Here is a 24324-nt window from a genome sequence, read left to right as displayed (position 1 = left end):
GGATGGTAATGGACGAGAACAAGAAGCGCGCTTTGGCGGCTGCCCTGGGTCAGATCGAAAAGCAGTTCGGCAAGGGCGCGGTCATGCGCATGGGCGACCATGAGCGTCAGGCCATTCCGGCCATCTCCACCGGTTCGCTGGGTCTGGATATCGCCCTGGGCATCGGCGGTCTGCCGAAGGGGCGTATCGTCGAGATCTACGGCCCGGAATCCTCTGGTAAGACCACACTGACCCTGTCGGTGATCGCCGAAGCGCAGAAGCTTGGCGCGACTTGCGCGTTCGTCGATGCCGAGCACGCGTTGGATCCCGACTATGCCGGCAAGCTCGGCGTCAACGTCGATGATCTGCTGGTATCGCAGCCGGACACCGGTGAGCAAGCGCTGGAAATCACCGACATGCTGGTGCGTTCCAATGCCATCGACGTGATCATCGTCGACTCCGTGGCAGCCCTGGTGCCCAAGGCGGAAATCGAAGGCGAAATGGGTGACATGCACGTCGGTCTGCAGGCGCGTCTGATGAGCCAGGCGCTGCGCAAGATCACCGGCAACATCAAGAACGCCAATTGCCTGGTGATCTTCATCAACCAGATTCGTATGAAGATCGGCGTGATGTTCGGCAGCCCGGAAACCACCACCGGTGGTAATGCGCTGAAGTTCTATGCCTCGGTTCGTCTGGACATCCGCCGTACTGGCGCGGTGAAGGAAGGCGAGGAAGTCGTGGGCAGCGAAACCCGTGTGAAAGTCGTCAAGAACAAGGTCGCGCCGCCGTTCCGTCAGGCCGAATTCCAGATTCTCTATGGCAAGGGCATCTACCGTAATGGCGAGGTCATCGACCTCGGTGTGCAGCAGGGCCTGGTTGAGAAGTCGGGTGCCTGGTACAGCTATAAGGGCAACAAGATCGGTCAGGGCAAGGCCAATGCGGCCAAGTACCTGGAAGAAAACCAGGAAGTGGCGCGCGAGATCGAAGGCCTGATTCGCGAGAAACTGCTGGTCAGCAGTGCTCCGGCCAAGGCGCCGGCTGCCGATCTGGCTGACGCAGAAGTCGACTTCTAAGTCGCTAGAGCATGACTGTCGTACTGGATAACCCGCTCGCCGTCAGGCGAGCGGCCATGGATCTGCTGGCGCGACGTGAGCATGGGCGTGTCGAGCTGACGCGCAAGTTGCGCAAGCGTGGCGCACCCGAGGACATGATCGACGCTGCTCTGCAGCGTCTGTCAGAGGAGGGCTTGCTATCCGAGGCCCGCTATCTGGAAAGCTTCGTCGCATATCGTGCGCGTGCTGGCTATGGCCCGCTGCGTATTCGCGAGGAGCTTGGCCAGCGTGGATTGGCGCGTGGCGATGTCGATCAGGCGCTGCGTGAGAGTGGCATCGACTGGTTCGAGCAGTTGCGTGAAACCTGGCAGCGCAAGTTTGCCGGGCGGTTGCCGGCGGATGCTCGTGAGCGTGCTCAGCAAGGCCGGTTCCTGGCCTACCGTGGTTATTCGCTGGATATGATCGGACGTCTGTTGCGCGGTTGCGACGAATAGCTCGTCACTCTGCTCAGGCTGGCTGAACGGCCAGCTGACGTAGATGGCTCGGCACGTCTGGTGCGCCGGCCAGACGTAATCCCTCGCCCAGTGCAGTGGCTTCCTGATGCTCTTTGGGGAGGAGGAGGAACTCGGGGGTGCCGGCTTTCTTCAGTAGCGACAGGCGTGCATAGGGAATGCCGTTGTCCAGTAGTAGCCCCATGAAGCCGGGATCGCTCCAGGCAGCCTCTGGCATGGCCAGTACGTGATAGCGATTCTGCAGGTTGTCCAGTCCTGCTTCATTCAAGCGATAGCGGACCAGGTTGGCTGGCAGCAGCACTTCCAGTTCGCGCCTGCGCGCATAGGCGATGGCTCCAGCGAAGGCTTCACCGTGCATCTCCCCTGACCAAAAGGTGCGTGAGCCGCGCCAGTTGGCCTGACGTAACTCGATCGGCTCGCCGGCGAGAAAACGCGGCAACGCCTGGCTGATGGTTTTGACGAAATCCTTGTAGCTGATGATGCGCACCTGCTTGCAATGTTCGCTCGCCGCGTAGTCTTCGAAACTCACGTAGCCTGGCGCAGGGCAAGGGTAGGCGAAGCCATCGATCAGGCGCAGATCGAAAGACTGCAGTTGCTGCGTCTGGGCTTCCACGACCTGAGTCAGTGCCGAATGTGCCTGTGCTTTGTCTTCCTGCACAGGGCCGGATAGTGCGCCTCGAGGCAGGTTGAGCAGCAGTTGCAATTGCGGACCGTCATTCCAGCCAATACTTTCGACCGCAGCAGGCAGCGGTTTGAATGGCAGGCGCAAAACGCTCGCCCTGGCAAAAATCTGCCGTGAACTGCGGCCGAGCAGTCCCATGCGTTGAGCCAGGGCTGCCAGGCGGCTACCTAGGGTTGAGGATTCGGACAGGCTCATGGCCGGCAGATCGCTCCTGAAGCGTCTGCTGCAGTGTGGCAGACGCGGATGGCTATTGCCCATATAGCGTAGCGCGGCGCGGGAGTGCCTGTCGCGGTGCAGGTCTGTGGCAAAATAGCCGCATTCATTTGCGAGGGTGCCTCCATGCCCAGCTTGGTGCTGGATATTGCGTTATCGGCCGAACGATTGCAGGCCATCTATCGTGGCCAGGCTAACCGGATTATGGCGCAAAGCCGTGACGGGCGCCGCGTCAGTTTGCCGGCCCACCATTTGCGGCCGTATCTGACTCACGCCGGTATCTTTGGTTCATTCGTGCTGGAATTCAGTAGTTCCGGCGAATTGCTGAGTTTACGCCCTTTGGACTGATCTGGCGCGCTTGCCTCGCGCCGAAGATGCCTGCGCGGCTATAATCGCTGGCTGCCAACCCTCTATCTGTCGAGCTGAGCCTGACCATGTACTCCCTGGCCCGCGAGCTGCTGTTCAAACTGTCCCCGGAAACCTCCCATGAGCTGTCCATCGATCTGATCGGTGCAGGTGGCCGGCTGGGACTCAATGGCCTGCTGACCAAGGCGCCGACCAGCTTGCCGGTAAACGTCATGGGCTTGCAGTTCGCCAATCCTGTCGGCCTGGCTGCGGGGCTGGACAAGAACGGTGATGCCATCGACGGCTTCGCTCAGCTCGGTTTCGGCTTCGTCGAGATCGGCACCGTTACCCCGCGGCCGCAGCCGGGCAACCCAAAACCACGACTGTTTCGTCTGCCCGAGGCAGAGGCGGTGATCAATCGTATGGGGTTCAACAACCATGGCGTCGACCACCTGCTCGAGCGGGTCAAGGCGGCGAAGTTCAAGGGTGTGCTGGGTATCAATATCGGCAAGAACTTCGATACGCCGGTGGAGCGGGCGGTGGATGACTACCTGGCCTGCCTGGACAAGGTGTATGCCCACGCCAGCTATGTCACTGTCAATGTCAGCTCGCCCAATACGCCGGGGCTGCGCAGTCTGCAGTTCGGCGACTCGCTGAAAGAGTTGCTCGAGGCGCTGCGTCGTCGCCAGGAAGATCTGACCCAGGAGCATGGCAAGCGCGTACCGCTGGCGATCAAGATCGCCCCGGACATGAGCGATGAAGAAACCGCGCTGGTGGCATCAGCGCTGCTGGGCGCCGATATGGATGCGGTGATCGCCACCAATACCACGCTCAGCCGCGAAGGTGTCGAAGGGCTGGCCCATGGCGACGAGGCCGGCGGCTTGTCGGGTGCACCGGTGCGCGACAAGAGCACGCACATCGTCAAGGTGCTGGCGGGTGAGTTGTCGGGCCGTCTGCCGATCATCGCCGTTGGCGGTATTACCGAGGGCAAGCATGCGGCGGAGAAGATCGCTGCGGGTGCGAGCCTAGTCCAGATCTATTCGGGGTTCATCTACAAGGGGCCGGCGCTGATCCGCGAGGCCGTGGATGCGATTGCTGCGTTGCGTAAATAAGCTGCGTAAATAAATAGGGCTCCCGAAGGAGCCCCTGGGCTTGCGCCCGCCGCCCGGAGGGGGTCGGCATGGTGAAGTCGGGTGTGATCCTGATCAGCCGACAGCGTGAAGTTCGTTGAGTCGATGAATACCGGCCGTGCCGGTCAGCCCATCCCAGTTATCGCCACGGCCCTCACGCCAGCCATTGAGCCAGGCCTGACGAACCGAAGGTAGGGTAAAGGGGCAGAGTTCGCGGGATTTACCATTGATGCCGTACTGATAGCCGCGCAAAAAAGCTCTTTCTAACGGATCACGCTTAAGTCTTCTCATAGGGTGTTGCCCTCACTGTTGACTGTTATGTCCCGTTGGCCTTGTGGCAAGGCCGGGCAGAAATTATCTGCCTACGAAAGTCCGCTGCCGGCGTGGCGAACTTTCTGTGCCTTCGCCGTTGCAGCGAAAGCCTTAGGTAGTGTTCTAACGAATGCACCGAGGCCTGTGAATGATCGATTTGTCATAAGGGCGTAACCTAAATGCGGGTGAGGCCATAAGGACGCTGGAGATACGTCCAGCATCTTTAAGCCAGACGCCGCCATATCTGGCTATGCACGCCAATGACCTCATTTTGCTAGTGCAAATGAGACTGCTTGCTTATTCCGACGAAGGGTCGCGGTGTGACCTTTTGTCACTTATTTTGAGTCGAGGCGCGCTATCGCACCTCCCTGATTGCCATAGGCAGTGGAACATCCATGTCTGATCGTTACGAAGTCGTGTTGACCTGCCCCAAGGGGCTCGAGGGCCTGTTGCTGGAAGAGGCCAGAGCACTGGGACTGGAAGAAGCACGCGAACAAACTGCTGCTGTTCGCGGTCATGCTGAAATCGAGGTGGCCTATCGACTGTGTCTGTGGTCGCGGCTGGCCAACCGCGTGCTCCTGGTGCTGTCGCGCTTTGCCATGAACAACGCCGACGAGCTCTATGAGGGTGTCCAGGCAGTGGACTGGCGCGATCATCTGGAGCCGTTCGGCAGCCTGGCGGTGGAGTTCAGTGGCAATGGCTCGGGGATCGACAACACCCATTTCGGCGCACTCAAGGTCAAGGATGCGATTGTCGACCGGCTGCGTACGGCCGGTGGCGAGCGTCCCAGCATCGACAAGCTCAACCCGGATCTGCGCGTGCACTTGCGCCTGGATCGCGGCGAGGCGGTGCTTTCTCTGGATCTTTCCGGACACAGCCTGCACCAGCGCGGTTACCGCCTGCAGCAGGGCGCTGCGCCGCTGAAGGAAAACCTGGCGGCCGCGATCCTGATTCGCGCCGGTTGGCCGCGCATCGCTGCCGAGGGGGGCGCATTGGCCGACCCGATGTGCGGTGTGGGCACCTTCCTGGTAGAGGCGGCGTTGATGGCTGCGGACATAGCGCCGAACCTCAAGCGTGAGCGCTGGGGGTTCTCCAATTGGCTCGGCCATGTGCCGGCGATTTGGAAGAAGCTGCATGCCGAGGCCGAGCAGCGTGCGGCGGCGGGGCTGGCCAAGCCGCCGCTGTGGATTCGCGGTTATGAAGCCGACCCGCGCCTGATCCAGCCTGGGCGTAATAACGTCGAGCGTGCCGGCCTGTCCGATTGGGTGAAGATCTATCAGGGCGAGCTGGGTAGTTTTGAACCACGCCCGGATCAGAATCAGAAGGGCCTGGTGATCAGCAATCCACCTTACGGCGAGCGCCTGGGCGATGAAGCCAGCCTGCTGTACCTCTACCAGAACCTGGGCGAGCGCCTGCGTCAGGCCTGCCTGGGTTGGGAGGCGGCGGTGTTCACTGGTGCACCCGAGCTGGGCAAACGCATGGGGCTACGGAGCCACAAACAGTACGCTTTCTGGAATGGTGCGCTGCCCTGCAAGTTGTTGCTGATCAAGGTGTTGACCGAGCAGTTCGTCACCGGTGATCGGCGCGCGCGCGAGGACGATGCAGAGCCGACGAATGAAGCGCCGCAACAGGCGCGACTGTCTGAAGGCGGGCAGATGTTCGCCAACCGCCTGCAGAAGAACCTCAAGCAGCTGGGCAAGTGGGCGCGCCGCGAAGGCGTCGAGTGCTATCGGCTGTACGACGCCGACATGCCCGAGTATGCCGTGGCGGTCGATCTGTACCGCGATTGGGTGCACGTGCAGGAATATGCCGCGCCGCGCTCGGTCGACCCGGACAAGGCTCAGGCGCGACTGCTCGATGCCTTGGCCGCGATCCCGCAGGCGCTGGGCGTGGCGCAGAACCGCGTGGTTATCAAGCGCCGTGAACGCCAGGCCGGTACCAAGCAGTATCAGCGTCAGGCTGCGCAGGGCGAGTTCATGGAGGTAAGCGAAGGCGGGGTCAAGCTGCTGGTCAATCTGACCGACTATCTGGATACCGGGCTGTTCCTCGATCACCGTCCGTTGCGTCTGCGCCTTCAGCGCGAGGCCGCAGGCAAGCGCTTCCTCAACCTGTTTTGCTACACCGCCACGGCCACCGTGCATGCCGCCAAGGGCGGCGCGCGCAGCACCACCAGCGTGGATCTGTCGAAAACCTATCTGGACTGGGCGCGACGTAATCTCGCGCTCAACGGTTTTTCCGACAAGCACCGTCTGGAGCAGGGCGATGTGATGGCCTGGCTGGGTGAGGATCGTGGCGAGTACGAGCTGATCTTCATCGATCCGCCGACCTTCTCCAACTCCAAGCGCATGGAGGGGGTGTTCGATGTGCAGCGTGACCATGTCGAATTGCTCGACCTGGCCATGGCGCGCCTGGCCCGTGGCGGTGTGCTGTATTTCTCCAACAATTTCCGCAAGTTCCAGCTGGATGAGAGCCTGGTGACGCGCTATCAGGTCGAAGAGATCAGCGTGCAGACGCTGGACCCGGACTTCGTTCGTAACCCGAAGATCCACCGCGCCTGGCGTTTCACTGCGCGCTGACAGCGTAGCCCGGTGCAATCCGGGGCTTAGGTTCAAAAGAGCCCCCGGATTGCATCCGGACTACAGTGTTGTCAGCGCTTGGGTTGGCTGTAGGTTTCGAGCAGCACCTGATCGAGGATCGAGGTGGCGCCCCAGGGCTTGGGGTCGTTGAGGATGGCCACCACGGCCCAGTCCTGACCATTGCTGTCGCGGCTGAAGCCGGCAATGGCCCGCACGTTGTTCAGGGTGCCGGTCTTGATGTGCGCCTCACCCACCAGGGGGGTGCGCTGCAAGCGCCGGCGCATGGTGCCGTCCATCGCTACCAGCGGCATTGAACTGCGGAATTCGGCTGCATATGGGCTGCGCCAGGCTGCCTGGAGGATCAGCGCCATTTCCCGTGCGCTGATGCGTTCGGCGCGCGACAGGCCGGAGCCATTCTCCATCACCAGATGCGGTGCAGTGATGCCTTTACGGGCCAGCCAGCTGCGGATGACGCGTTGCGCGGCCATGGCGTCGTCCTTGTCGGCCTCACTACGGAACTGTGCGCCGATGCTGAGAAACAACTGCCGGGCCATGGTGTTGTTGCTGTACTTGTTGATGTCGCGGACGATTTCCACCACGTCCGGGGAAAAGGCACGCACCAGCATGCGGGCTTTTTCCGGAACGGGGCCTACACGGTCCTTGCCGAGAATCTTGCCACCCAGTTCCTGCCAGATGCCGCGCACCGCGCCGGCTGCATAGCTCGGATGGTCGAGCAGCGACAGGTAGGTCTGTGCGCTGCAGCCCTCTGCCAATTGGCCGCTGACGATCAGGGTCGTGCCGTCGTATTGGTCCACCGCGTTGTAGCGGATATCGGGCCAGGCCGGACAGGTGGCGGCCTTGAGTACGCGAACCTGATTATCGATGCGCACGGCAGCGATTGGCGGGTCCATGGCGATATGCACCTTGCCGCCGTCGGCGCGCGTGATGAAGCGTTGCGCCTTGAGGTTGACCAGCAGCGAGTCGGGTTTGACCAGGAAGGGTTTGTTGGCATCGCCACCGTCGTCGTTGAAGGCCGGCAACTGCGGGGCGACGAAGAAGCTGCGATCCAGTACCAGATCGCCCTGAACCTGACGCACGCCGTTGATGCGCAGGTCGCGCAGCAGCAGCCAGAGTTTCTCCATGTTCAGCTTCGGGTCGCCGCCACCCTTGAGGTAGAGGTTGCCATGCAATACGCCATCCTTCAGCGGGCCATCGGCATAGAACTCGGTCTTCCACTGATGGTTGGGCCCCAGCAACTCCAGTGCTGCGTAGGTGGTCACCAGCTTCATGGTGGAGGCCGGGTTGACCGAGACATCGGCATTGAACTGCAGGCCGCCAGTCTGCCCGCCCAGAGGTACGGTCATCACCGACAGCGAATTGTTGGAAATCTTGTTGGCCTTGAGGGCCTGCTCGACCTTGGCAGGGAGTACGGCGCTGGCAGCGTGGCAGGACAGGGCGAGGGGCAGAAGCAGGGCGCTCAGCGCCAGTTGGCGAAACCGCTGGATCATCGACAAGAACCTTCCGCAGTCAGGCGGGAGTAACGAGGGAGACAGACAAACGACAGTCCGACTCGGGGAAAAGTTGCCGACATTATGCCGCAAGAATCTGCCCGCAGTTGGCCTCGCCGGGTTAAAAACAATCACTGCAAACAGCTGGCGTTCAAGATGTTCGAAGGGCCGGCGCAGTGACACAAAACGGGCGCTCTGCCGGCGAAACTGCTAGAGTGCCGCGCGTTATTACCTTTGAGGATTGTTTCATGGCGACCAACCGTTCCCGCCGTCTGCGTAAGAAGCTCTGTGTCGATGAATTCCAGGAGCTGGGCTTCGAGCTGACCCTGAACTTCAAGGCCGACCTGAGCGACCAGACCCTCGACGATTTCGTCGATCAGTTCCTCGACCAGGCCATCGCCGGCAATGGTCTGGATTACGTCGGTGGCGAAGACTTCGGTCTGGTCTGCCTGGCCAAGCGTGGCTCGGTCAACGAGGAGCAGCGTGCTGCCGTCGAAGCCTGGCTCAAAGGCCGTGACGAACTGGAGAAGTTCGAGCTCAGCCCGCTGCAGGATGTCTGGTACCCGGAAAACCCGATCAACCAGGCTTGATCGCTACTCGGCGTCGGGTTCTCCGGCGCCGCTTGCCTGGATAGGTTCTTGGCTAATCCAGGCACTGCCAATTGTTGTAGGAGCGCGCTCTGCTCGCGAACGGAGTTCGCTCCTACAGCAATCCCGCCTTTTCCAGCAGCATCTGCTCGTCTACCTCATCGATCTGTTCGGCCTGCATGAAACGCTCGGCATAGCGCCGGTAGATGCCTGCGCGGATGAACAGGGCGAACAGTTGCGGATCGATGTGTGCGCCCTTGCACATGCCAACCATGATGTTCAGTGCCTCCGATAGCGTCTTGCCCTTCTTGTAGGGGCGATCCACCGCCGTCAGGGCTTCGAAGATATCGGCGATGGCCATCATGCGTGCCGGCAGGCTCATTTGTTCGCGCCTCAGGCGCTTGGGATAGCCGCTGCCGTCCATCTTCTCGTGGTGCCCGCCGGCGATCTCGGTGACGCTCTGCAGGTGTTTCGGGAAGGGCAGGCGGTCGAGCATCAGGATGGTCTGCACGATGTGGTGGTTGATGATGTAGCGCTCTTCTGCCGTCAGCGTACCGCGGGCGATGCTCAGGTTATGCAGTTCGCCACGGTTGAACTTGTATTGCGGCACTTCCAGCTTGAAGCCCCAGCGATTGTCTGGCGCGATCACCTCTTGCTCGGCGCGCTCGATCAGATGATCGAGGCGGTCAGCGAGCAGCGGCTCTTCCACTGGCAGAGCGGTGGGTTGTGCGCGCTCCAGGCGTTTGGCTTCCTCCCAGGAGACGCCCAGGCGATTGTCCAGGGTGCGCGACCAGCGGCGTTCCGCGATCTGCTGCAGGCGCGTCTGATCCGCCTCGGCCATGGCCTCGCCACCCAGATTGATGCGCGCGATGAAGGCGAATTCGTCATCCAGATCGCTCAGCAGCTGGTCGCGCAGAGTGGCCAGAGCAGTCTCTTCAGCGCCTTCGTTGCGGCCACGCCAGTAAGCGATCCAGGCATCGCGCTTGAGCACCTCGAAGCGCATGCGTACTTCGTGGATGCGGTCGTACAGGGTTTCCAGTTTGGTCGCCTTGTCCACCACGTACTCGGGGGTGGTGACCTTGCCGCAATCGTGCAGCCAGGCGGCGATATGCAGTGCCTCCCACTCCTCGTCGCTGGGGTTGTAGTCATGAAACTCGGGGGCGTCGCTCTCGGCTGCAGCACGGGCCAGCATCAGGGTGATTTCCGGCACGCGTTGGCAGTGGCCGCCGGTATAGGGGCTCTTGGCGTCGATGGCGCCGGCGATCAGCTGGATGAAGGCATCGAGCAGTTGCTTCTGCCTGGCCAGCAGGCGTTGGCTCTCGATACACAATGCGGCACTGCCTGATACGGCTTCGACGAAGGCGACACGGTCCGGACTGAGCATACTTTCGTTGTCTTCGCCGGTATCGCGTTGCAGCAGCACCAGTACCCCAACGGTGTCGCCCTGACGGTTGTGCAAGCCGGTAGCGATCAGGTGCAGACGCGGACTGTCCATGGCCGACAGCAGCCCTTTAAATTTGCCTGCCTGATCGAAACCGATGGAGGTGGCGACGCTGTCGCCGCCGCTGGCCGGTCGTTGCAGCCAGGTGGGCAGGGTCGGATCGTCATGGGCCAGCCCATGGATGCCCAGCTCCTTGAGGCTGCGGCTTTGGCCGTCGATCACCAGCCCCTGCGGTTCCAAGCGGCCACTGTCGTTGTCCAGTAGATAGAGCAGGCCGCCCTGGGCCGCGCTGATGGAGACGGTGGCGTCCATCACGCGCTTGATCAGTGCGTCGAAGTGGGTTTCCGCCGAGAGGCTGGCAGCGATGTCGAGAAAGCTCGACAGGGTGTCCTTCATGCTGCTCATCGACACCGCCAGCTGATCGACCTCGAGAATCGGCGAGCGGCCGCTGGCCGGGTGGGCGAAGTCGAAACGGCGGATGGCCTGCGCCTCCTGCACCAGGCTGCGCAGCGGTTTGACCACCAGGCGTGAGGTCAGCCAGCCCAGCGGCAGGCACAGCAGCAGGGTGGTGAGAGTGATCAGCGCGCCCTGCCAGCGGATGCGATAGGCCTCGGCCAGCAGCTCCTGCTCGGGCACCAGCAGGGCCAGATGCAACCCTTGCGGGCCGCCTTCCTGAATGTGCCGGTGAGCCATGGCCCAACGCTGCTTGGCCAGTTCGACGATGCCCTCGTCCCGTTCGTTCAGTTGGCCGGACAACAGTTCGCCCAGGGCCGGATTGAGTTCGCTGACCTTGACCAGCGATACCTTGCCGTCGACCTCCTTGAGCAGGCGGCTGCTGTTAGGGTAGGCCACGGCGTTGCCGTCGTTGTCGGCGAGCACCACCTGGCTGTTGGGGGTAACGCGGTGGCTGGCCAATGTGGCGGAGAGATCGTCGAGCGTCAGGTCGGCGCCGATCACGGTGGTCAGGCCGCTGCGCCTGGCCAGTGTGGTGCCGATTTCCTGGGTGGAGAAGAACAGATAGGGCGCGGTGGTGATCTGGCCACCATCGCCGCGAGCGCGTTTGAACCAGTCGCGCTGCCTGGGATCGTAGGGTTCGCGGAGGTTCTGCCGGCGGCTGAGCTGGTTCAGGGAGCCGTCATAGAACAGGTAGTCGCTGGCCGTGCCGCTGGCGCTGCGGTCGATGACCCAGACCTGATAGGCGGCTTTGTCCGGTGCGTTGAAGCGCTGCTTGAGCATGTCGCTGCGCAGCGGTCTGACCATGAAGAAGTCGCCATCCTCATAGCCGAGGTATATCGAGGCCAGTTTTGGATTGTCGCGCAGGGCCTGGACGAACAGCGGCAACATTTCCAGGCGTTCATCGAGCGTGTCTGTCTCGGTCGCAGCGTGCAGCGCCAGCAGGCTGAGCAGATGGCGTATGGGGCGGTAGGTATTGTCCAGATCCCTCTGTACGTCGTGCTGGATGCGTTCGAACAGTGTCGAGCTGCTGGAGAAGATCAGCCGGCTGGTCTGCTGGTAGTTGAACAACCCCAGCACGACACCGGTGAATAGCAGCAGAAGTGTGAACAGGACACTGATATGAACGTGCAGGGGAAAACGGCGTTCTCTGGGAACGGCGGTATTGAGCATCGCACTTCACTCCTTGCGGACGCTACAGGCTTCCACAGCATAGTGAAGAGTGGGTGAATCTGCCGAAACGTTATAAAGGCTGCTGAGACTTGTCCTCGGCCTTGCTCGGTTTGTTCAGGTGCAGGCGCAGGCCATGGACTAGAAGGGCCACTGTCAGGCTCAAGGCCACGCCGATCAGCGCGTTGAGCAGGCGTACCTCCGCCAGGTGCCAGTCCTGTGCCAGGCTCTCGGCCAGGAGCACGAAGCACAGGCTGGTCTGCAACACGAACAAGCCGTAGTGATTGGCCTGCAGCGCACGGCTGAGAATCACCAGCACCAGTAAGGTCATGACCATCGTTGGTGGGCTTTGCAGGCTGTGACCGAAGATGATCAGCAAGCCGGCGGCAGCGAGGCTGGCCAGGCTCGCCTGCAGCGCTCGCACCAGGCTGCCCTGGAACTCCAGTTGGAGCGTGGTGATGACCGTCAGGGTCAGCCAGTACCCACGTGACAGACCGGCCAGATTGACGATCAGTCCTGACGCGGCAAACGCCAGCATGCAGGCCAGGGCATGCAGGCGCCATTGCTGACGGGGCAGGCGCTGCGCGTGGCGCTTGAGTACCTTGAGAATGGCCAGGAAACGCGGCATGTACGGCCACATGCGCAAGCCATGCAGGCCACGCAGGCCGAAGGCCAGCAGCATCACCCAGAGCCCGCCGAGAATGAACAGCATGGCCACCGCATAAGGGTTGTGCAGATTACCGATGCCGAATTGCCCCTGGCCGAGGCATAGACAGATGCACAGACCGATGCCCAGTTTGCCGGCCTCGCTGCCGAAGCGTTGTAGCCAGGCCAGCAACAGGCCGAAGGCCGCGAAAATGCCCAGGCTGACCAGTGGGTGACTGCCGGCCCAGAAACCCAGGCCGGCGCTGCAGGCGCCGAGACCGGTGAGCAGCAGCATGCGCAACATGCCGAAACGGTGCAGCGGGTTTGCCTGGGCGGCCTGAAAGGCGCCCGCCGACGCCCAGAGGAAACCACTGTGAGCGGTGAACAGGCCAAGCACCAGCGGCAAGGCGCAGCCCAGCCCGGCGACCACGGCCGGGCCCCAGGCCGGCGGGCCGGCATGCCAGGTGAAACTGTTGCGGATCAGGTTCTTCATGCGCGCTTGTCGTCAGACCGGGCTCGAGCGGCCCGTCATTTCCCTCGCCATTTCCGTAGCGTAGCTGTCGGTCATGCCGGCGATGAAATCGATCACCCGCATATACGAGCGATACAGCGGCCAGCCCGGTTCCGGGGCGTAGTAGCTGAGCAGATCGAGAATGCGCCGGTGTTTGAACGACAGCGCGCGCCCGCTGTACTGCTCCAGCGCTGCACCACAGAAGGCGTTGAGAAGGATTTCCAGCGTGGTGTAGGCGCCGATCTCATGCAGCGTCTTGCGCTTGTCGTGGAAGATCTTCTCGCGCGCCAGCGCCTTTGCGCTCTGCACGCAGCGCTTGGCTGCACCGTGCATGTGTTCGACCAGATCACCCTGCAGGCTACCGCCAAGCAGCGCCTGCTGCTGCTCGACGAAGGCGCTGGCGGCGGCGTTAGTCAAATGTTCGATGGCCTTGCCGCGCAGGATAGCCAGCTTGCGCCGGCGCGAGTCCTTCGGCCCGAGCTGGCGGTAGGTTTCCGGCAGGTCGTCACCTACGAGATCGAGCAGCAGCGCTTCGACTTCGGTGTAGTCGAGCAGCTCCATCTCTACACCATCTTCCAGGTCGATCAGGCCGTAGCAGATGTCATCCGCCGCCTCCATCAGATAGACCAGTGGGTGGCGCGCCCAGCGCTGTGTTTCCAGTTGCGGCAATTCGAGTTTTGCGGCGATCTGTTCGAGCAGCGGCAATTCGCTCTGGTAGCAGCCGAACTTGTGCTTCTTGTAGCCCTGTGCGTCCGCATGGCGGGCCGTCCAGGGGTACTTGAGGTAGGTGCCGAGGGTGGCGTAGGTCAGCCGTGTGCCGCCGTCGAACTGGTGGTATTCCAGCTGGGTGAGCACGCGAAAGCCCTGAGCGTTGCCTTCGAAATTGAGAAAGTCGCCGCGTTCGGCATCGCTCATCGCATCCAGCCAGCCGCGTCCGGCGGCCTGCTGAAACCAGTGGCGAATGGCGTCTTCGCCGGAGTGGCCGAATGGCGGATTGCCGATATCGTGGGCCAGGCAGGCGGACTGCACCACCATGCCCAGATCGCTCGGCGTGCACCAGTGGGGCAGTTCGTCACGCAGCATCTCGCCGACGCGCATGGCCAGCGAACGGCCGACGCAGCTGACTTCCAGGGAGTGGGTCAGGCGGGTGTGGATATGGTCGTTGCTCGACACCGGATGCACCTGGGTCTTGCGTCCCAGGCGGCGGAAGGCACCGGAGAAGATGATGCGGTCATGATCCTTGTGAAAGGGGCTGCGGCCGAGCTCGGCTGAGCTGGGCGCGGGTTTGCCGAGACGTTCACGGGTGAGCAGGGTGTGCCAATCCAAGGCCTATCCTCGCCAGGTTGATCCAGGCTCCTAGCTTGGGTGTTAGTGCCGCCGCCTGCAACCCCGGCTTGGCTACAGGCCGGCGGCGTCGATATCCACCAGCAACAGGCGGCGGCCATTGTCGATGAACTGGCCAGCGGTGAGGCAATACTGGTTGGTGGTGGCGTCGCGGTAGGTGGTGGAGAGGGTCAGGCGCCGCTCTTCCCAGCCTTCGGCCAGCAACTGGTAAAAGTAAGGACGCCATGACCAGTTGTGCCCGAGGTAACGGTCATCGGCGTGCCAGGCATGTTGGCGCCATTCCAGATTCGGCGTGAGTTGGGTGCCGTGGCGGTCGCACTGATAGATGCGCAACAACCAGGGATAGTTGTCAGGCGAGCGCAGGCCGCTGGCCGGGGCGCCGCTCTCGGCCCAGGCCTTGAGTTCGCACATCAGCTCGGTCAGTTGTTGGCGCAGGCTGACCAGGCGCGCACGCTCGGCGAGTTTCTGTTGTACGTAGCTGTCACGCAGACGCGCGAAACGGCCGACGAAGGCGTCGCTGGCGAACAGCTCCTCTTCCGGTCTGGCGAACAGGAACCCCTGCACGTAACGGGCGCCGCATTCCAGGGCGAAGTTCAGCTCGGCTTCGGTTTCCACGCCTTCGGCGATGATCCAGCAGCCGGTCTTTTCGGCCATCTGTGCCAGCGCCTTGACCACCTCGCCGCTCGGGCCGCCGCGAGCGGCCTCCTGAAACAGGCGCATGTCCAGCTTGAGGATGTCCGGTTGCAGCGCCAGCACGCGGTCGAGCTGCGAATAGCCAGCGCCGAAATCGTCGATGGCGATGCGTGCACCGGCATCGCGATAGCGCGCTACCACGTCGGGTAAGCGCAGGCTGGCGCCGCCGAGTTCGGTGATCTCGAAGACGATGCGTGTGGGATCGATACCGCTGCGCTGCAGTTGAATCAGACTGGGCAGTGGCTGCGCCGGGCGCAGGCGACTGATCCAGCGTGGTGAAATGTTCAGGCTCAGGAACCAGTCCGCAGGGGCCTGGTGGAAGCGCCGCAGCGCATCTTCGCGCACTTGCCGGTCAAGGCGGCGCAGGGCAGCGGGTGGGGTTTTCGGATCAGCGAAAAGCGGCCCGGCCGAGTGAGCCTGGCCATTGGCATCGCGCAGCCGAGCCAACGCCTCGACACCGGCAATACGGCCGGTGGCTGTGTCGATGAAGGGTTGGAAGACGGCAAAAGGCAGTCCGTCGATCACCTGGGATGTCCTTAGCGCTGAGCGGTTGCGCCACCAAGTGGCGGCTGGGCTGCTCAACCTAGCAAGATCGCGGCCAGCCCAGGTCTAGACCAACCTCCGCTTCAGTCGATGCCGCTGTGTCGACGCCGAAGTAGCGGCGCAATGATCAATGCCAGACGTAACCAGCGACGCCAACCGCGTTTGCCACCGAGCAGTCCGGCCAGGGCCAGCGCACCACCAGTGAGCAAAAAGGGTGCATTACCCTGGCGCAGACGTTGCCCGTATTCACGTACCTGTTTCAGCGGTTGGCTGATCTGCAGCATTTCATGGCGCAGCTCCTGGCGGTGCATCTCCAGGCGCATGCGCAGCACGGCTTTACGCAACTGACGGCGCGAGGCGCCTGGGGGCAGGGTAGGGGTCATGGCAGCAGTTGCTCGCGGTCGCGTTGCAGTTCTTCCAGGCTGGCGCTGAACGGCGCTTCGGCGTTGCGCAGACTGATCAACAGCCAGGCGCCGCAACCGAGCAGGCCAGAACCGTAGAACAGGCAGAGGCCGGTGGCGACTGCCAAACGGTGGCTGTCCCAGTAGACGATCAGCAGCAGAGCGGACAGAGCCATCAGCAGGAGCAGGGCGAAGGCCAGGCACAGCCCCCCCAGCATGAGGGCACGTAGTGCCTGGTTGCGCTGGTCTTCGAGTTCGTGGGCCAGTAGAGCCACGTGGCCCTGGAGCAGACCCAGAAGGGCCGCCCCCAGGCGCCGTGGCGAAGGTCCGTTGGGCATGGGCGCTGTCAACGGCGGCTGATCAGCAGGCCGAGCACCAGACCGATGGCGGCGGACAGGCCCAGTGCCTGCCACGGGTGCTTGTGCACATAGTCCTCGGTGGCATCGACGGCGATCTTGCCCTGCTCGCGCAGGCCGGATTCGGCTTTGTGCAGGGTGTCACGGGCTCGGTCAAGACTGCTGCGAATGTCATCGCGCAGGGCTTCGGCCTGTTCGCCAGCCAGGCTGGCGGAATGGTGCAGGAGCTTCTCGGTGTCGCTGACCAGAGCCTGGAATTCATCCAGCAGGGCGTCCTTGGTGCTTGGAGTAGCGGCTTTGCTTGGCATGGTGAGCAGTCCTCTGCGTTGGGTATGTACTGTTTACGAGTGTGCTATGGCGCGAGGGTTCCACAAGAATAGTCGGGAAGTGACTGGTTTGGCGCTTGGTATAGCGATTGCATTTTGCCGGTGCGCGAAAGTCGGAGGATGCCCCTTGATGGGGCTTTCCAGATGCGGCTCAGGATGACCGATTTCGCGTATAACCATTTGATTAACAAGAAATAAGCATCGATATGTCGATCTTCGGTGGCGCCATTTTGGGGCTGCCAGACGGCACTTTTCGAGGGCGCGCTCTACAGGATGGCTGCATTGTGGTGCGGCATTTCGGGCTTGTGCCTTTGTTTGGTGCTTTTTCTTCTGCCTCCGGAGTTCTTCTTTCTCGATGGAAAACATCAACAGTGCCGTGGCTACGCTGATCCACGGCTCCAATACCCTGTTCATCCTGCTGGGTGCCATCATGGTTCTGGCCATGCATGCCGGGTTTGCCTTCCTCGAAGTGGGAACGGTGCGGCAGAAAAACCAGGTCAATGCACTATCGAAGATTCTCTCGGATTTCGCCATTTCCGCACTGGCGTACTTCTTCATCGGTTACTGGATCGCCTACGGCATCAACTTCCTGGAGCCGGCTGCGGTGCTGACGGAGAATCATGGCTACGGTCTGGTGAAGTTCTTCTTCCTGCTGACCTTCGCTGCGGCAATTCCAGCGATCATCTCTGGTGGTATTGCCGAGCGCGCCAAGTTCGGCCCGCAGCTATGCGCCACGGCGTTGATCGTGGCGTTCATCTATCCCTTCTTCGAAGGCATGATCTGGAACGGCAACTACGGTTTCCAGGCCTGGCTCGAGACTCGTTTCGGCGCGGGTTTCCATGACTTCGCCGGTTCGGTGGTGGTGCATGCCATGGGTGGCTGGCTGGCCTTCGGCGCGGTACTGCTGCTTGGCCGCCGCAATGGTCGTTACCGCGACGGCAAGTTGGTGGCCATGGCACCGTCGAATATCCCGTTCCTGGCGTTGGGCTCGTGGATCCTGATCATTGGCTGGTTCGGTTTCAATGTGATGAGCGCGCAGACCCTTGAAGGTGTCAGTGGCCTGGTGGCGGTCAACTCGTTGATGGCCATGGTCGGCGGTACCGTTGCCGCGTTGCTGGTAGGGCGCAATGACCCGGGCTTCCTGCACAACGGCCCGCTGGCTGGCCTGGTAGCGATCTGCGCTGGCTCGGACCTGATGCATCCGATTGGCGCCCTGGTTACGGGCGCGATTGCCGGCGCGCTGTTCGTCTGGGCATTCACCGCAACGCAGGTGAAGTGGAAGATCGACGACGTACTCGGCGTCTGGCCGTTGCACGGTCTGTGCGGTGTCTGGGGCGGTATCGCCTGCGGCGTCTTCGGCCTCGAAGCCTTCGGTGGCCTGGGTGGCGTGAGCCTGGTCAGCCAGGTGATCGGCACGGCGCTGGGTGTGGTGATCGCGCTGGTCGGCGGTTTTGCGGTGTATGGTCTGCTCAAGACCTCCCTGGGCATTCGCCTGAGTCAGGAAGAGGAATACAACGGCGCCGACCTGTCGATTCACAAGATCGGTGCGGTGAGTCAGGATTGAGATACCTGCGGGGCGTTGTCAGCCAGCGCCCGGAGCAGGCATAAAAAAACCGGGCATTTGCCCGGTTTTTTGTGCGCTTGCCAATCAGTCTCGGCGGCCTTCCACCGATTTGCCGGCGACGCTGCCTTCCTTGAGCATGATCTGGTATTCCTTGCCATCGGTTTCCACCTGATGCAGGCGTACCAGCAGGTGGCCCCAGTCCTTGGCGAACCAGAGCACGGTCTTGCGGGTGCTCTGAGTGGGGTCGCGTACGCGCTCGACCTTGATCGCGTCGATCAGGCCAGCCTTGGTGCGTACCACTTCTTCGCCCAGCACGCGGAAGTCGTAGGTTTCGATCTCGTCACCGTCGACCACCTGGTAGCTCACGCTCTTCTTGCCGGCCGCGACGTCCTGTTGCAGGGCGACCTGATAGGTCGATTTGTCCAGCAGGCCACGGTTGAGCGGCAGGCTCACGGCATTGCCGCGATCCGTGCCGATGACCTGCTTCTGTTCCCAGTCGAAGTCCTGCTCGACCTTCTTGCCTTTGCCCAGCCCACTGCGATTGAGGCGGTAGCTCAGCGGCAGCAGGGCACCGTTGTCGACGCGGAAGGTGCTTTCTTCGGTCAGACCGGCGACCAGCATCGACGCTTCGAAGTTGAGGGTCCAGCGGCCGTTGTCTTCGCGCTTGAGGCTGCGCTCGGCGCTGCCACTGACCGGCAGCTGCTTCCAGTCCGCCGTATAGCTGGCGGAGAAGGGCTGCAGATCCTCGGCAAGGGCGGGCAGGCTGAACAGTGTCAGGGCGAACAGCAGGGCACGACGCATAGAGTCTCCTAGGTTCGAATCAGGTGGCCGCTGGCGGGCAGCGGCTGGCCATCCAGCATTGCGCCTTGAGCGCCAAGACGCAAGCGGCCTTCAGCAAACCAGCGCACCGCCAGCGGATAGATCTGGTGTTCCTGCTGGTGAACGCGGCGAGCCAGGCTTTCGGCCGTATCGTCTGCCATGACTGGCAACACAGCTTGTACGACCAGAGGGCCACCATCGAGTTCCTCGGTGACGAAGTGCACGCTGCAGCCGTGCTCGCTGTCGCCGGCCTCGATAGCCCGCTGGTGGGTGTGCAGACCTTTGTGCTTGGGCAGTAGCGAAGGGTGGATGTTGAGCAGGCGACCTGCGTAGTGCTGAACGAAACCCGGCGTGAGGATGCGCATGAAACCGGCCAGCACCACCAGATCAGGCTGGTGGGCGTCGATGGCCTGGATGAGGGCGGCATCGAAGGCTTCGCGGCCGTCGAACTGCTTGTGGTCAAGCAGTTCAGTGGCGATCCCGGCCTGTTTCGCTCGCTCCAGGCCGTAGGCATCGGCGCGGTTGCAGATAACCGCGCCGATGCGGGCCGGATTGCCGTCGTGGGCGACACTGTCGATCAGCGCTTGCAGATTGCTGCCTGACCCGGAGATCAGGACGACGACATTGCAGGGCATCAGTGAGCTTTCAGGTTGTTCAGCTGAACCTGGGCTGCACCTTCTGCCGCTTCGGTGATCTGGCCGATGACCCAGGGTTGTTCGCCGCTGGCGCGCAGGCTGGCCAGGGCGGTTTCGACCTGATTCTGAGCGACGCAGATGACCATGCCGACGCCACAGTTCAGGACGCGATGCATCTCGTGTTCGTCGACGTTACCTTGCTCCTGCAGCCAGTCGAACACGGCCGGACGATTCCAGCTGGCCACGTCGATCACCGCCTGGGCGCCTTGCGGCAGTACGCGCGGGATGTTGTCCAGCAGGCCGCCACCGGTGATGTGGGCCATGGCCTTGACCGCGCCGGTGTCCTTGATCAGCTTGAGCAGTGGTTTGACGTAGATGCGAGTCGGCGCCATCAGCAGATCGGCCAGGGCCTTGCCGCCCAGTTGTACCTGCTCGATGTCGGCGCCGGACACTTCGATGATCTTGCGGATCAGCGAGTAGCCGTTGGAGTGCGGGCCGGAGGAGGGCAGGGCGATCAGGGCATCGCCGGTGACGACCTTGGAGCCGTCGATGATTTCGCTTTTTTCCACCACGCCGACGCAGAAACCGGCCAGGTCGTAGTCTTCGCCTTCGTACATGCCCGGCATCTCGGCGGTTTCACCACCGACCAGGGAGCAGCCGGCCAGTTCGCAGCCGGCGCCAATGCCGGTGACCACGGTCGCGGCCACGTCGACGTTGAGCTTGCCGGTGGCGTAGTAGTCGAGGAAGAACAGCGGCTCGGCACCACAGACCACCAGGTCGTTGACGCACATGGCCACCAGGTCCTGGCCGATGCTGTCATGCTTGTTCAGGTTCAGTGCCAGGCGCAGCTTGGTGCCCACGCCATCGGTACCGGACACCAGCACCGGCTGTTTGTAACCGGCCGGGATCTCGCACAGGGCGCCGAAGCCGCCCAGGCCACCCATGACTTCCGGACGTGCAGTGCGCTTGGCGACGCCTTTGATGCGTTCGACCAGGGCTTCACCGGCATCGATGTCGACGCCTGCGTCCTTGTAGCTGATGGAGGGTTGCTTGCTCATAGATCCGGGCCTTTGGATGGGGAGTTCGTGTAGGCGCCGACGTGGCGCAGGCTCATCCAAGGAGCCCGGCGCGCGTACCGGCTGGCGAAGGCGCGCGATTTTATCAGGCTTGCCCGATAGCGGCCACTCGCGTGCATGCGCTTCGTCGCAGGCAATGGCTCTGGTTGCCGGGGCAAGGGCGGCTGTTTAAGGTATAGGCCTTTGTGCCTGCCCGACGTGCGGCCATTCCTTGCGAGAGTCCACCCCAATGCGTTTGCCCATCCGCCTGCTGTTCTTCTGTCTGTCGCTTCTGAGCCTGCCGGCATTGGCCGCGCCGGTTGCCGGTCTTTATCAGGTGCGTGAACCCGTGGCGGATCAGGAGCCGGAAAGCCGCGACGCGGCCCTGCAGAAGGCCCTGCAGACCCTGGTGCTGCGCTTGACCGGTGATGCCAAGGCTTTGCAGAGCGCCGGGCTGGAAGGCCTGCGCAAGGACCCGCAACAGATCGTCAGCCAGTACGGTTATGAAGGCGATGCACTGCTGGTCGAGTTCGATCCGGCCAGTACCGATCGCCAGCTGCGCCAGGCTGGCCTGGCCCTGTGGGGCGCCAACCGTCCGGCCATCCTCACCTGGTGGCTCAACGAATCGCCGGAAGGCAGCCAACTGGTCGGCGAGAGCCAGAGTGCATCGGCGCTGCTGCGCGATGCCGCTCAACATCGCGGTCTGCCGCTGCGTCTACCGCTGGCGGACCTCAGCGAGCAGGCGCTGGGCAATGCCGATGCTCTGCTGGCCAACGATCCGCAGGCGCTGCGCGAGGCTTCCGAGCGCTATGGCGCCGATGCCTTGCTGGCCGTACAGGCGACCGAGAGCAGTGGTAACTGGCAGGCCACCTGGCGTCTGTGGCTGGGCGACGAGCGTGAACAGGGCAAGGCTGAAGCGGCCGATCAGGCCGCGCTGGCCGATGCGGTGATGCTGGCCGTGGCCGAGCGCCTGGCGCCACGCTTTCTGGTCAAACCCGGTGCGGCGCAAAGCCTGACGCTGGTGATCGAAGGCGCTGATCTGGGGCGTTTCGCGGCGCTGGAGCGCTTGCTGGAGCCGTTCGCGGCGCGTTTGCAGGAGATCGACGGTCAGCGTCTGGTCTATCAGGTCAGCGCCAGTCCGGAGCAACTGCGTGCGCAACTGGCGTTGGGACAGCTACAGGAAGTCAGTGAGCCACTCGATGCCGCTGAGCCGGTAGAGAATCCCGAAGGTGGCGCAACCGAGGCTGCGCAGGTGAAGCCGCGCACCGATCAGTTGCGCTTTCGCTGGTAGAATTGCGCCAGGTAAAACCCAGCCCTGTTCCACGGCGCCTTTCTGGCGCCGTTTCGCATCGAGGACGCGAGCATGACCGATTCCACCCGTTGGCTATGGATGGCAGGGCTGTTTCTGCTCGGCTGGCTGCTGTACCTGCTGCATCCGATACTTTCCCCTTTCCTGATCGGCATCCTCCTGGCCTACCTGGGTGATCCGCTGGTCGACCGTCTGGAGCGGCATCGCCTGTCGCGTACCGGTGGTGTGGTCGTGGTATTCACGCTGTTCGCGCTGGTGCTGCTGATCCTGCTGCTGGTATTGGTGCCCATGCTGGGGCGGCAACTGGTGCGCCTGTATCAACTAGCACCGGAGATGCTCGACTGGCTGCAGGGCACGGCCTTGCCCTGGTCGCAGTCGCATCTGGGTTTGCAGGATGATCTGCTGCAGATCGACCAGCTCAAGCAGGTCTTTACCGACAACATCGGCAAGACCACCGATGTGCTCAAGGTGGTGCTGGCACAGGCGACGTCTTCGGGCCTGGCGCTGCTGGCCTGGCTGGGCAACCTGCTGCTGATCCCGGTGGTGAGCTTCTACCTGATGCGCGACTGGGATGTGCTGGTCGAGCGCGTGCGCCGTCTGCTGCCGCGTCAGCGCGAGGGGCTGGTGGTCAAACTGGCCGGTGAATGCCATGAAGTGCTTGGCGCCTTCCTGCGCGGCCAACTGCTGGTGATGCTGGCGTTGAGCGTCATCTATTCCGTGGGCCTGATGCTGATCGGGTTGGAGCTGGGGCTGTTGATCGGCGTGCTGGCAGGCCTGGCGAGCATCGTGCCCTACATGGGGTTCATCGTCGGTATCGGTGCGGCGTTGACCGCTGTGCTGTTCCAGTTCGGTCTCGACCCTTATCCCTTGATCGGCATTGGCGTGGTGTTCATGATCGGCCAGTTGCTCGAAGGCATGGTGCTGACGCCCATGCTGGTGGGCGATCGCATCGGCCTACACCCGGTCGCGGTGATCTTCGCCATTCTCGCTGGCGGCCAGTTGTTTGGCTTCACCGGCGTGCTGCTGGCCTTGCCGGTTGCTGCGGTGATCATGGTTCTGCTGCGCCATGCCCATGATTTGTATAAACTTTCCGGCCTTTACGGAGAGTCCAATAGCGGTTCTGACGAACCGACGAGGTAGGGTCTGTTCCCGTTTCGCCGCGGCCGCGCCGGAGCCAGTTTTTGCGCGGGGCAAGGCATGAGGAGAGAGATTTGGTTATTCCAAATGAACGACGAATAACGCAGCAGCGCGCAAAAACTGGCCCGGCCCTTCGGGTTGCGCGGCAAATGGCGCCATGCTGCGTTGTGGAGCTTGGCAAGGGAGCGACCATTACCTGCGCTCCACGCCTGGCCTGGCGCCATTTGGCGCAGCAACGCGGCTCGCGCCGAAACGGGAACAGACCCTGAGCATGAAACCTATCCAGCTGCCTTTGGGGGTGCGTCTGCGTGATGACGCCACCTTCGCCAACTACTACCCCGGCGCCAATGCTGCGGCCCTGGGCTATGTCGAGCGTCTGTGCGAGGCCGATGCCGGCTGGACGGAAAGCCTGATCTATCTATGGGGCGCTGAAGGTGTAGGGCGTAGCCACTTGCTGCAGGCCGCCTGCCTGCGTTTCGAGCAGCGCGGCGAAGCGGTGGTGTACCTGCCGCTCAGCGAGGTTGTACAGCATGGCCCGGAGCTGCTCGACAATCTTGAGTTGTGCGAGCTGGTCTGCCTCGATGACCTCGATGCGGTGGCCGGTCGCAGCGACTGGGAAGAGGGGTTGTTCCACCTGTTCAACCGCCTGCGCGACAGCGGTCGGCGTCTGTTGCTGGCCGGCACCATGTCGCCGCGCGAGTTGCCGATTCAGCTGCCTGACCTGAAGTCGCGGTTGACCCTGGCGCTGGTCTTCCAGCTGCACGAGCTGTCCGACGAGGACAAGCTGCGCGCCCTGCAGTTGCGTGCCTCGCGTCGTGGTCTGCAGATGAGCGACGAGGTTGGCCGCTTTATCCTCACTCGTGGCGAGCGCAGCATGAGCGCGCTGTTCGAGCTGCTGGAGCGTCTTGATCAGGCCTCGCTACAGGCCCAGCGCAAGCTGACCATTCCCTTTCTCAAGGAAACGCTGGGCTGGTAACTGCCTCGGGAACTCATGTGTAGGAGCGAGCTCTGCTCGCGAATTTCCAG

23 protein-coding genes are annotated in these 24324 nt (G+C 62.6%); 10 read left to right on the top strand and 13 right to left on the bottom strand.

Annotated features, from left to right (window positions below):
- Positions 1 to 8 precede the first annotated feature (8 nt).
- Together recA and recX are read left to right on the top strand one after the other, a co-directional pair.
- Positions 9 to 1052 (top strand): recombinase RecA, encoded by a 1044-nt coding sequence (gene recA, locus BLR77_RS21480; protein ID WP_074681633.1) that lies wholly within the window; start codon positions 9 to 11, stop codon positions 1050 to 1052.
- Positions 1053 to 1063: 11 nt separating this feature from the next.
- Positions 1064 to 1525, top strand: a complete 462-nt coding sequence (gene recX, locus BLR77_RS21475) for a recombination regulator RecX (protein ID WP_074681631.1) — start codon at positions 1064 to 1066, stop codon at positions 1523 to 1525.
- Between the two features lie 13 nt (positions 1526 to 1538).
- Here the strand turns inward: recX and BLR77_RS21470 are convergent, their stop codons facing one another.
- Positions 1539 to 2420 carry a DUF6685 family protein gene (locus BLR77_RS21470; protein ID WP_074681629.1) on the bottom strand — a complete coding sequence of 294 codons (882 nt, stop codon included), beginning with the start codon at positions 2418 to 2420 and terminating at the stop codon, positions 1539 to 1541.
- Between the two features lie 144 nt (positions 2421 to 2564).
- Here BLR77_RS21470 and BLR77_RS21465 point away from each other — a divergent pair, with 144 nt between their 5' ends.
- On the top strand, positions 2565 to 2786 hold the full coding sequence (locus tag BLR77_RS21465; protein WP_072425434.1) for a DUF2835 domain-containing protein: 222 nt from the start codon (positions 2565 to 2567) through the stop codon (positions 2784 to 2786).
- Between the two features lie 86 nt (positions 2787 to 2872).
- Positions 2873 to 3895, top strand: a complete 1023-nt coding sequence (locus tag BLR77_RS21460) for a quinone-dependent dihydroorotate dehydrogenase (RefSeq protein WP_074681627.1) — start codon at positions 2873 to 2875, stop codon at positions 3893 to 3895.
- Between the two features lie 93 nt (positions 3896 to 3988).
- On the opposite strand, the gene rmf is transcribed toward BLR77_RS21460, so the two are convergent.
- Entirely contained in the window at positions 3989 to 4204 is a 216-nt protein-coding gene (gene rmf / locus BLR77_RS21455) for a ribosome modulation factor (protein WP_003244273.1), read from the bottom strand.
- Between the two features lie 416 nt (positions 4205 to 4620).
- Between rmf and rlmKL the strand changes: the two genes are divergently transcribed.
- Positions 4621 to 6801: a bifunctional 23S rRNA (guanine(2069)-N(7))-methyltransferase RlmK/23S rRNA (guanine(2445)-N(2))-methyltransferase RlmL gene (gene rlmKL / locus BLR77_RS21450; protein WP_074681625.1), complete on the top strand. Its 2181-nt coding sequence runs from the start codon at positions 4621 to 4623 to the stop codon at positions 6799 to 6801.
- Between the two features lie 71 nt (positions 6802 to 6872).
- Here rlmKL and dacB read toward each other — a convergent pair whose 3' ends face one another.
- A complete protein-coding gene (dacB, locus tag BLR77_RS21445; protein WP_074681623.1) occupies positions 6873 to 8309 on the bottom strand; it encodes a D-alanyl-D-alanine carboxypeptidase/D-alanyl-D-alanine endopeptidase in 1437 nt (478 codons plus the stop codon).
- Positions 8310 to 8557: 248 nt separating this feature from the next.
- Here dacB and BLR77_RS21440 point away from each other — a divergent pair, with 248 nt between their 5' ends.
- Entirely contained in the window at positions 8558 to 8899 is a 342-nt protein-coding gene (locus BLR77_RS21440) for a YggL family protein (protein ID WP_045735171.1), read from the top strand.
- 112 nt (positions 8900 to 9011) lie between these two features.
- Here BLR77_RS21440 and BLR77_RS21435 read toward each other — a convergent pair whose 3' ends face one another.
- The 7 genes from BLR77_RS21435 to BLR77_RS21405 form a co-directional block, all read right to left on the bottom strand.
- Positions 9012 to 11963: an HD domain-containing phosphohydrolase gene (locus BLR77_RS21435; RefSeq protein WP_074681621.1), complete on the bottom strand. Its 2952-nt coding sequence runs from the start codon at positions 11961 to 11963 to the stop codon at positions 9012 to 9014.
- Positions 11964 to 12033: 70 nt separating this feature from the next.
- Positions 12034 to 13098 carry an FUSC family protein gene (locus BLR77_RS21430; protein WP_074681619.1) on the bottom strand — a complete coding sequence of 355 codons (1065 nt, stop codon included), beginning with the start codon at positions 13096 to 13098 and terminating at the stop codon, positions 12034 to 12036.
- 12 nt (positions 13099 to 13110) lie between these two features.
- Complete coding sequence (locus BLR77_RS21425; RefSeq protein WP_074681617.1) at positions 13111 to 14442, bottom strand: deoxyguanosinetriphosphate triphosphohydrolase; 1332 nt, start codon at positions 14440 to 14442, stop codon at positions 13111 to 13113.
- Positions 14443 to 14514: 72 nt separating this feature from the next.
- Positions 14515 to 15678, bottom strand: coding sequence for an EAL domain-containing protein (locus tag BLR77_RS21420; protein ID WP_074681615.1), 1164 nt, complete (start codon positions 15676 to 15678; stop codon positions 14515 to 14517).
- A 101-nt stretch (positions 15679 to 15779) separates the two neighbouring features.
- The gene (locus tag BLR77_RS21415; RefSeq protein ID WP_074681613.1) at positions 15780 to 16079 is read right to left on the bottom strand and encodes a hypothetical protein; all 300 of its coding nucleotides are present in this window, start codon (positions 16077 to 16079) and stop codon (positions 15780 to 15782) included.
- Positions 16076 to 16435: a phage holin family protein gene (locus BLR77_RS21410; protein WP_074681611.1), complete on the bottom strand. Its 360-nt coding sequence runs from the start codon at positions 16433 to 16435 to the stop codon at positions 16076 to 16078. The genes BLR77_RS21415 and BLR77_RS21410 overlap by 4 nt, the downstream gene beginning before the upstream one ends.
- A gap of 8 nt (positions 16436 to 16443) precedes the next feature.
- On the bottom strand, positions 16444 to 16761 hold the full coding sequence (locus BLR77_RS21405; protein WP_074681609.1) for an ElaB/YgaM/YqjD family protein: 318 nt from the start codon (positions 16759 to 16761) through the stop codon (positions 16444 to 16446).
- 373 nt (positions 16762 to 17134) lie between these two features.
- On the opposite strand from BLR77_RS21405, the gene BLR77_RS21400 reads away from it, so the two are divergent.
- Positions 17135 to 18343: an ammonium transporter gene (locus BLR77_RS21400; protein WP_074681607.1), complete on the top strand. Its 1209-nt coding sequence runs from the start codon at positions 17135 to 17137 to the stop codon at positions 18341 to 18343.
- An 84-nt stretch (positions 18344 to 18427) separates the two neighbouring features.
- Here the strand turns inward: BLR77_RS21400 and BLR77_RS21395 are convergent, their stop codons facing one another.
- The 3 genes from BLR77_RS21395 to purM are packed head-to-tail and all read right to left on the bottom strand — an operon-like array spanning position 18428 to position 20855.
- On the bottom strand, positions 18428 to 19144 hold the full coding sequence (locus BLR77_RS21395; protein WP_074681605.1) for a DUF3108 domain-containing protein: 717 nt from the start codon (positions 19142 to 19144) through the stop codon (positions 18428 to 18430).
- Between the two features lie 8 nt (positions 19145 to 19152).
- Positions 19153 to 19797: a phosphoribosylglycinamide formyltransferase gene (gene purN / locus BLR77_RS21390; RefSeq protein ID WP_074681603.1), complete on the bottom strand. Its 645-nt coding sequence runs from the start codon at positions 19795 to 19797 to the stop codon at positions 19153 to 19155.
- Positions 19797 to 20855 (bottom strand): phosphoribosylformylglycinamidine cyclo-ligase, encoded by a 1059-nt coding sequence (gene purM, locus BLR77_RS21385; RefSeq protein ID WP_074681602.1) that lies wholly within the window; start codon positions 20853 to 20855, stop codon positions 19797 to 19799. The genes purN and purM overlap by 1 nt, the downstream gene beginning before the upstream one ends.
- A gap of 247 nt (positions 20856 to 21102) precedes the next feature.
- On the opposite strand from purM, the gene BLR77_RS21380 reads away from it, so the two are divergent.
- The 3 genes from BLR77_RS21380 to hda all read left to right on the top strand — a co-directional run bounded on the left by BLR77_RS21380 (position 21103) and on the right by hda (position 24274).
- Entirely contained in the window at positions 21103 to 22143 is a 1041-nt protein-coding gene (locus tag BLR77_RS21380; protein ID WP_074681601.1) for a DUF2066 domain-containing protein, read from the top strand.
- 72 nt (positions 22144 to 22215) lie between these two features.
- Complete coding sequence (locus tag BLR77_RS21375) at positions 22216 to 23301, top strand: AI-2E family transporter (RefSeq protein WP_074681600.1); 1086 nt, start codon at positions 22216 to 22218, stop codon at positions 23299 to 23301.
- Positions 23302 to 23569: 268 nt separating this feature from the next.
- Positions 23570 to 24274, top strand: coding sequence for a DnaA regulatory inactivator Hda (hda, locus tag BLR77_RS21370; protein WP_017678995.1), 705 nt, complete (start codon positions 23570 to 23572; stop codon positions 24272 to 24274).
- Positions 24275 to 24324: the final 50 nt, after the last annotated feature.

The organism is Ectopseudomonas alcaliphila (assembly GCF_900101755.1).
Lineage (GTDB): Bacteria > Pseudomonadota > Gammaproteobacteria > Pseudomonadales > Pseudomonadaceae > Aquipseudomonas > Aquipseudomonas alcaliphila.
This window is presented reverse-complemented; position numbering and strand designations above follow the sequence as displayed.

Excerpts from the sequence above, each read along its gene's own strand:
- recA (WP_074681633.1), top strand. The coding sequence starts at position 9 with ATGGACGAGAACAAGAAGCGCGCTTTGGCGGCTGCCCTGGGTCAGATC.
- recX (WP_074681631.1), top strand. The coding sequence starts at position 1,064 with ATGACTGTCGTACTGGATAACCCGCTCGCCGTCAGGCGAGCGGCCATG.
- BLR77_RS21470 (WP_074681629.1), bottom strand. The coding sequence starts at position 2,420 with ATGAGCCTGTCCGAATCCTCAACCCTAGGTAGCCGCCTGGCAGCCCTG.
- BLR77_RS21465 (WP_072425434.1), top strand. The coding sequence starts at position 2,565 with ATGCCCAGCTTGGTGCTGGATATTGCGTTATCGGCCGAACGATTGCAG.
- BLR77_RS21460 (WP_074681627.1), top strand. The coding sequence starts at position 2,873 with ATGTACTCCCTGGCCCGCGAGCTGCTGTTCAAACTGTCCCCGGAAACC.
- rmf (WP_003244273.1), bottom strand. The coding sequence starts at position 4,204 with ATGAGAAGACTTAAGCGTGATCCGTTAGAAAGAGCTTTTTTGCGCGGC.
- rlmKL (WP_074681625.1), top strand. The coding sequence starts at position 4,621 with ATGTCTGATCGTTACGAAGTCGTGTTGACCTGCCCCAAGGGGCTCGAG.
- dacB (WP_074681623.1), bottom strand. The coding sequence starts at position 8,309 with ATGATCCAGCGGTTTCGCCAACTGGCGCTGAGCGCCCTGCTTCTGCCC.
- BLR77_RS21440 (WP_045735171.1), top strand. The coding sequence starts at position 8,558 with ATGGCGACCAACCGTTCCCGCCGTCTGCGTAAGAAGCTCTGTGTCGAT.
- BLR77_RS21435 (WP_074681621.1), bottom strand. The coding sequence starts at position 11,963 with ATGCTCAATACCGCCGTTCCCAGAGAACGCCGTTTTCCCCTGCACGTT.
- BLR77_RS21430 (WP_074681619.1), bottom strand. The coding sequence starts at position 13,098 with ATGAAGAACCTGATCCGCAACAGTTTCACCTGGCATGCCGGCCCGCCG.
- BLR77_RS21415 (WP_074681613.1), bottom strand. The coding sequence starts at position 16,079 with ATGACCCCTACCCTGCCCCCAGGCGCCTCGCGCCGTCAGTTGCGTAAA.
- BLR77_RS21410 (WP_074681611.1), bottom strand. The coding sequence starts at position 16,435 with ATGCCCAACGGACCTTCGCCACGGCGCCTGGGGGCGGCCCTTCTGGGT.
- BLR77_RS21405 (WP_074681609.1), bottom strand. The coding sequence starts at position 16,761 with ATGCCAAGCAAAGCCGCTACTCCAAGCACCAAGGACGCCCTGCTGGAT.
- BLR77_RS21400 (WP_074681607.1), top strand. The coding sequence starts at position 17,135 with ATGGAAAACATCAACAGTGCCGTGGCTACGCTGATCCACGGCTCCAAT.
- BLR77_RS21395 (WP_074681605.1), bottom strand. The coding sequence starts at position 19,144 with ATGCGTCGTGCCCTGCTGTTCGCCCTGACACTGTTCAGCCTGCCCGCC.
- purN (WP_074681603.1), bottom strand. The coding sequence starts at position 19,797 with ATGCCCTGCAATGTCGTCGTCCTGATCTCCGGGTCAGGCAGCAATCTG.
- purM (WP_074681602.1), bottom strand. The coding sequence starts at position 20,855 with ATGAGCAAGCAACCCTCCATCAGCTACAAGGACGCAGGCGTCGACATC.
- BLR77_RS21380 (WP_074681601.1), top strand. The coding sequence starts at position 21,103 with ATGCGTTTGCCCATCCGCCTGCTGTTCTTCTGTCTGTCGCTTCTGAGC.
- BLR77_RS21375 (WP_074681600.1), top strand. The coding sequence starts at position 22,216 with ATGACCGATTCCACCCGTTGGCTATGGATGGCAGGGCTGTTTCTGCTC.
- hda (WP_017678995.1), top strand. The coding sequence starts at position 23,570 with ATGAAACCTATCCAGCTGCCTTTGGGGGTGCGTCTGCGTGATGACGCC.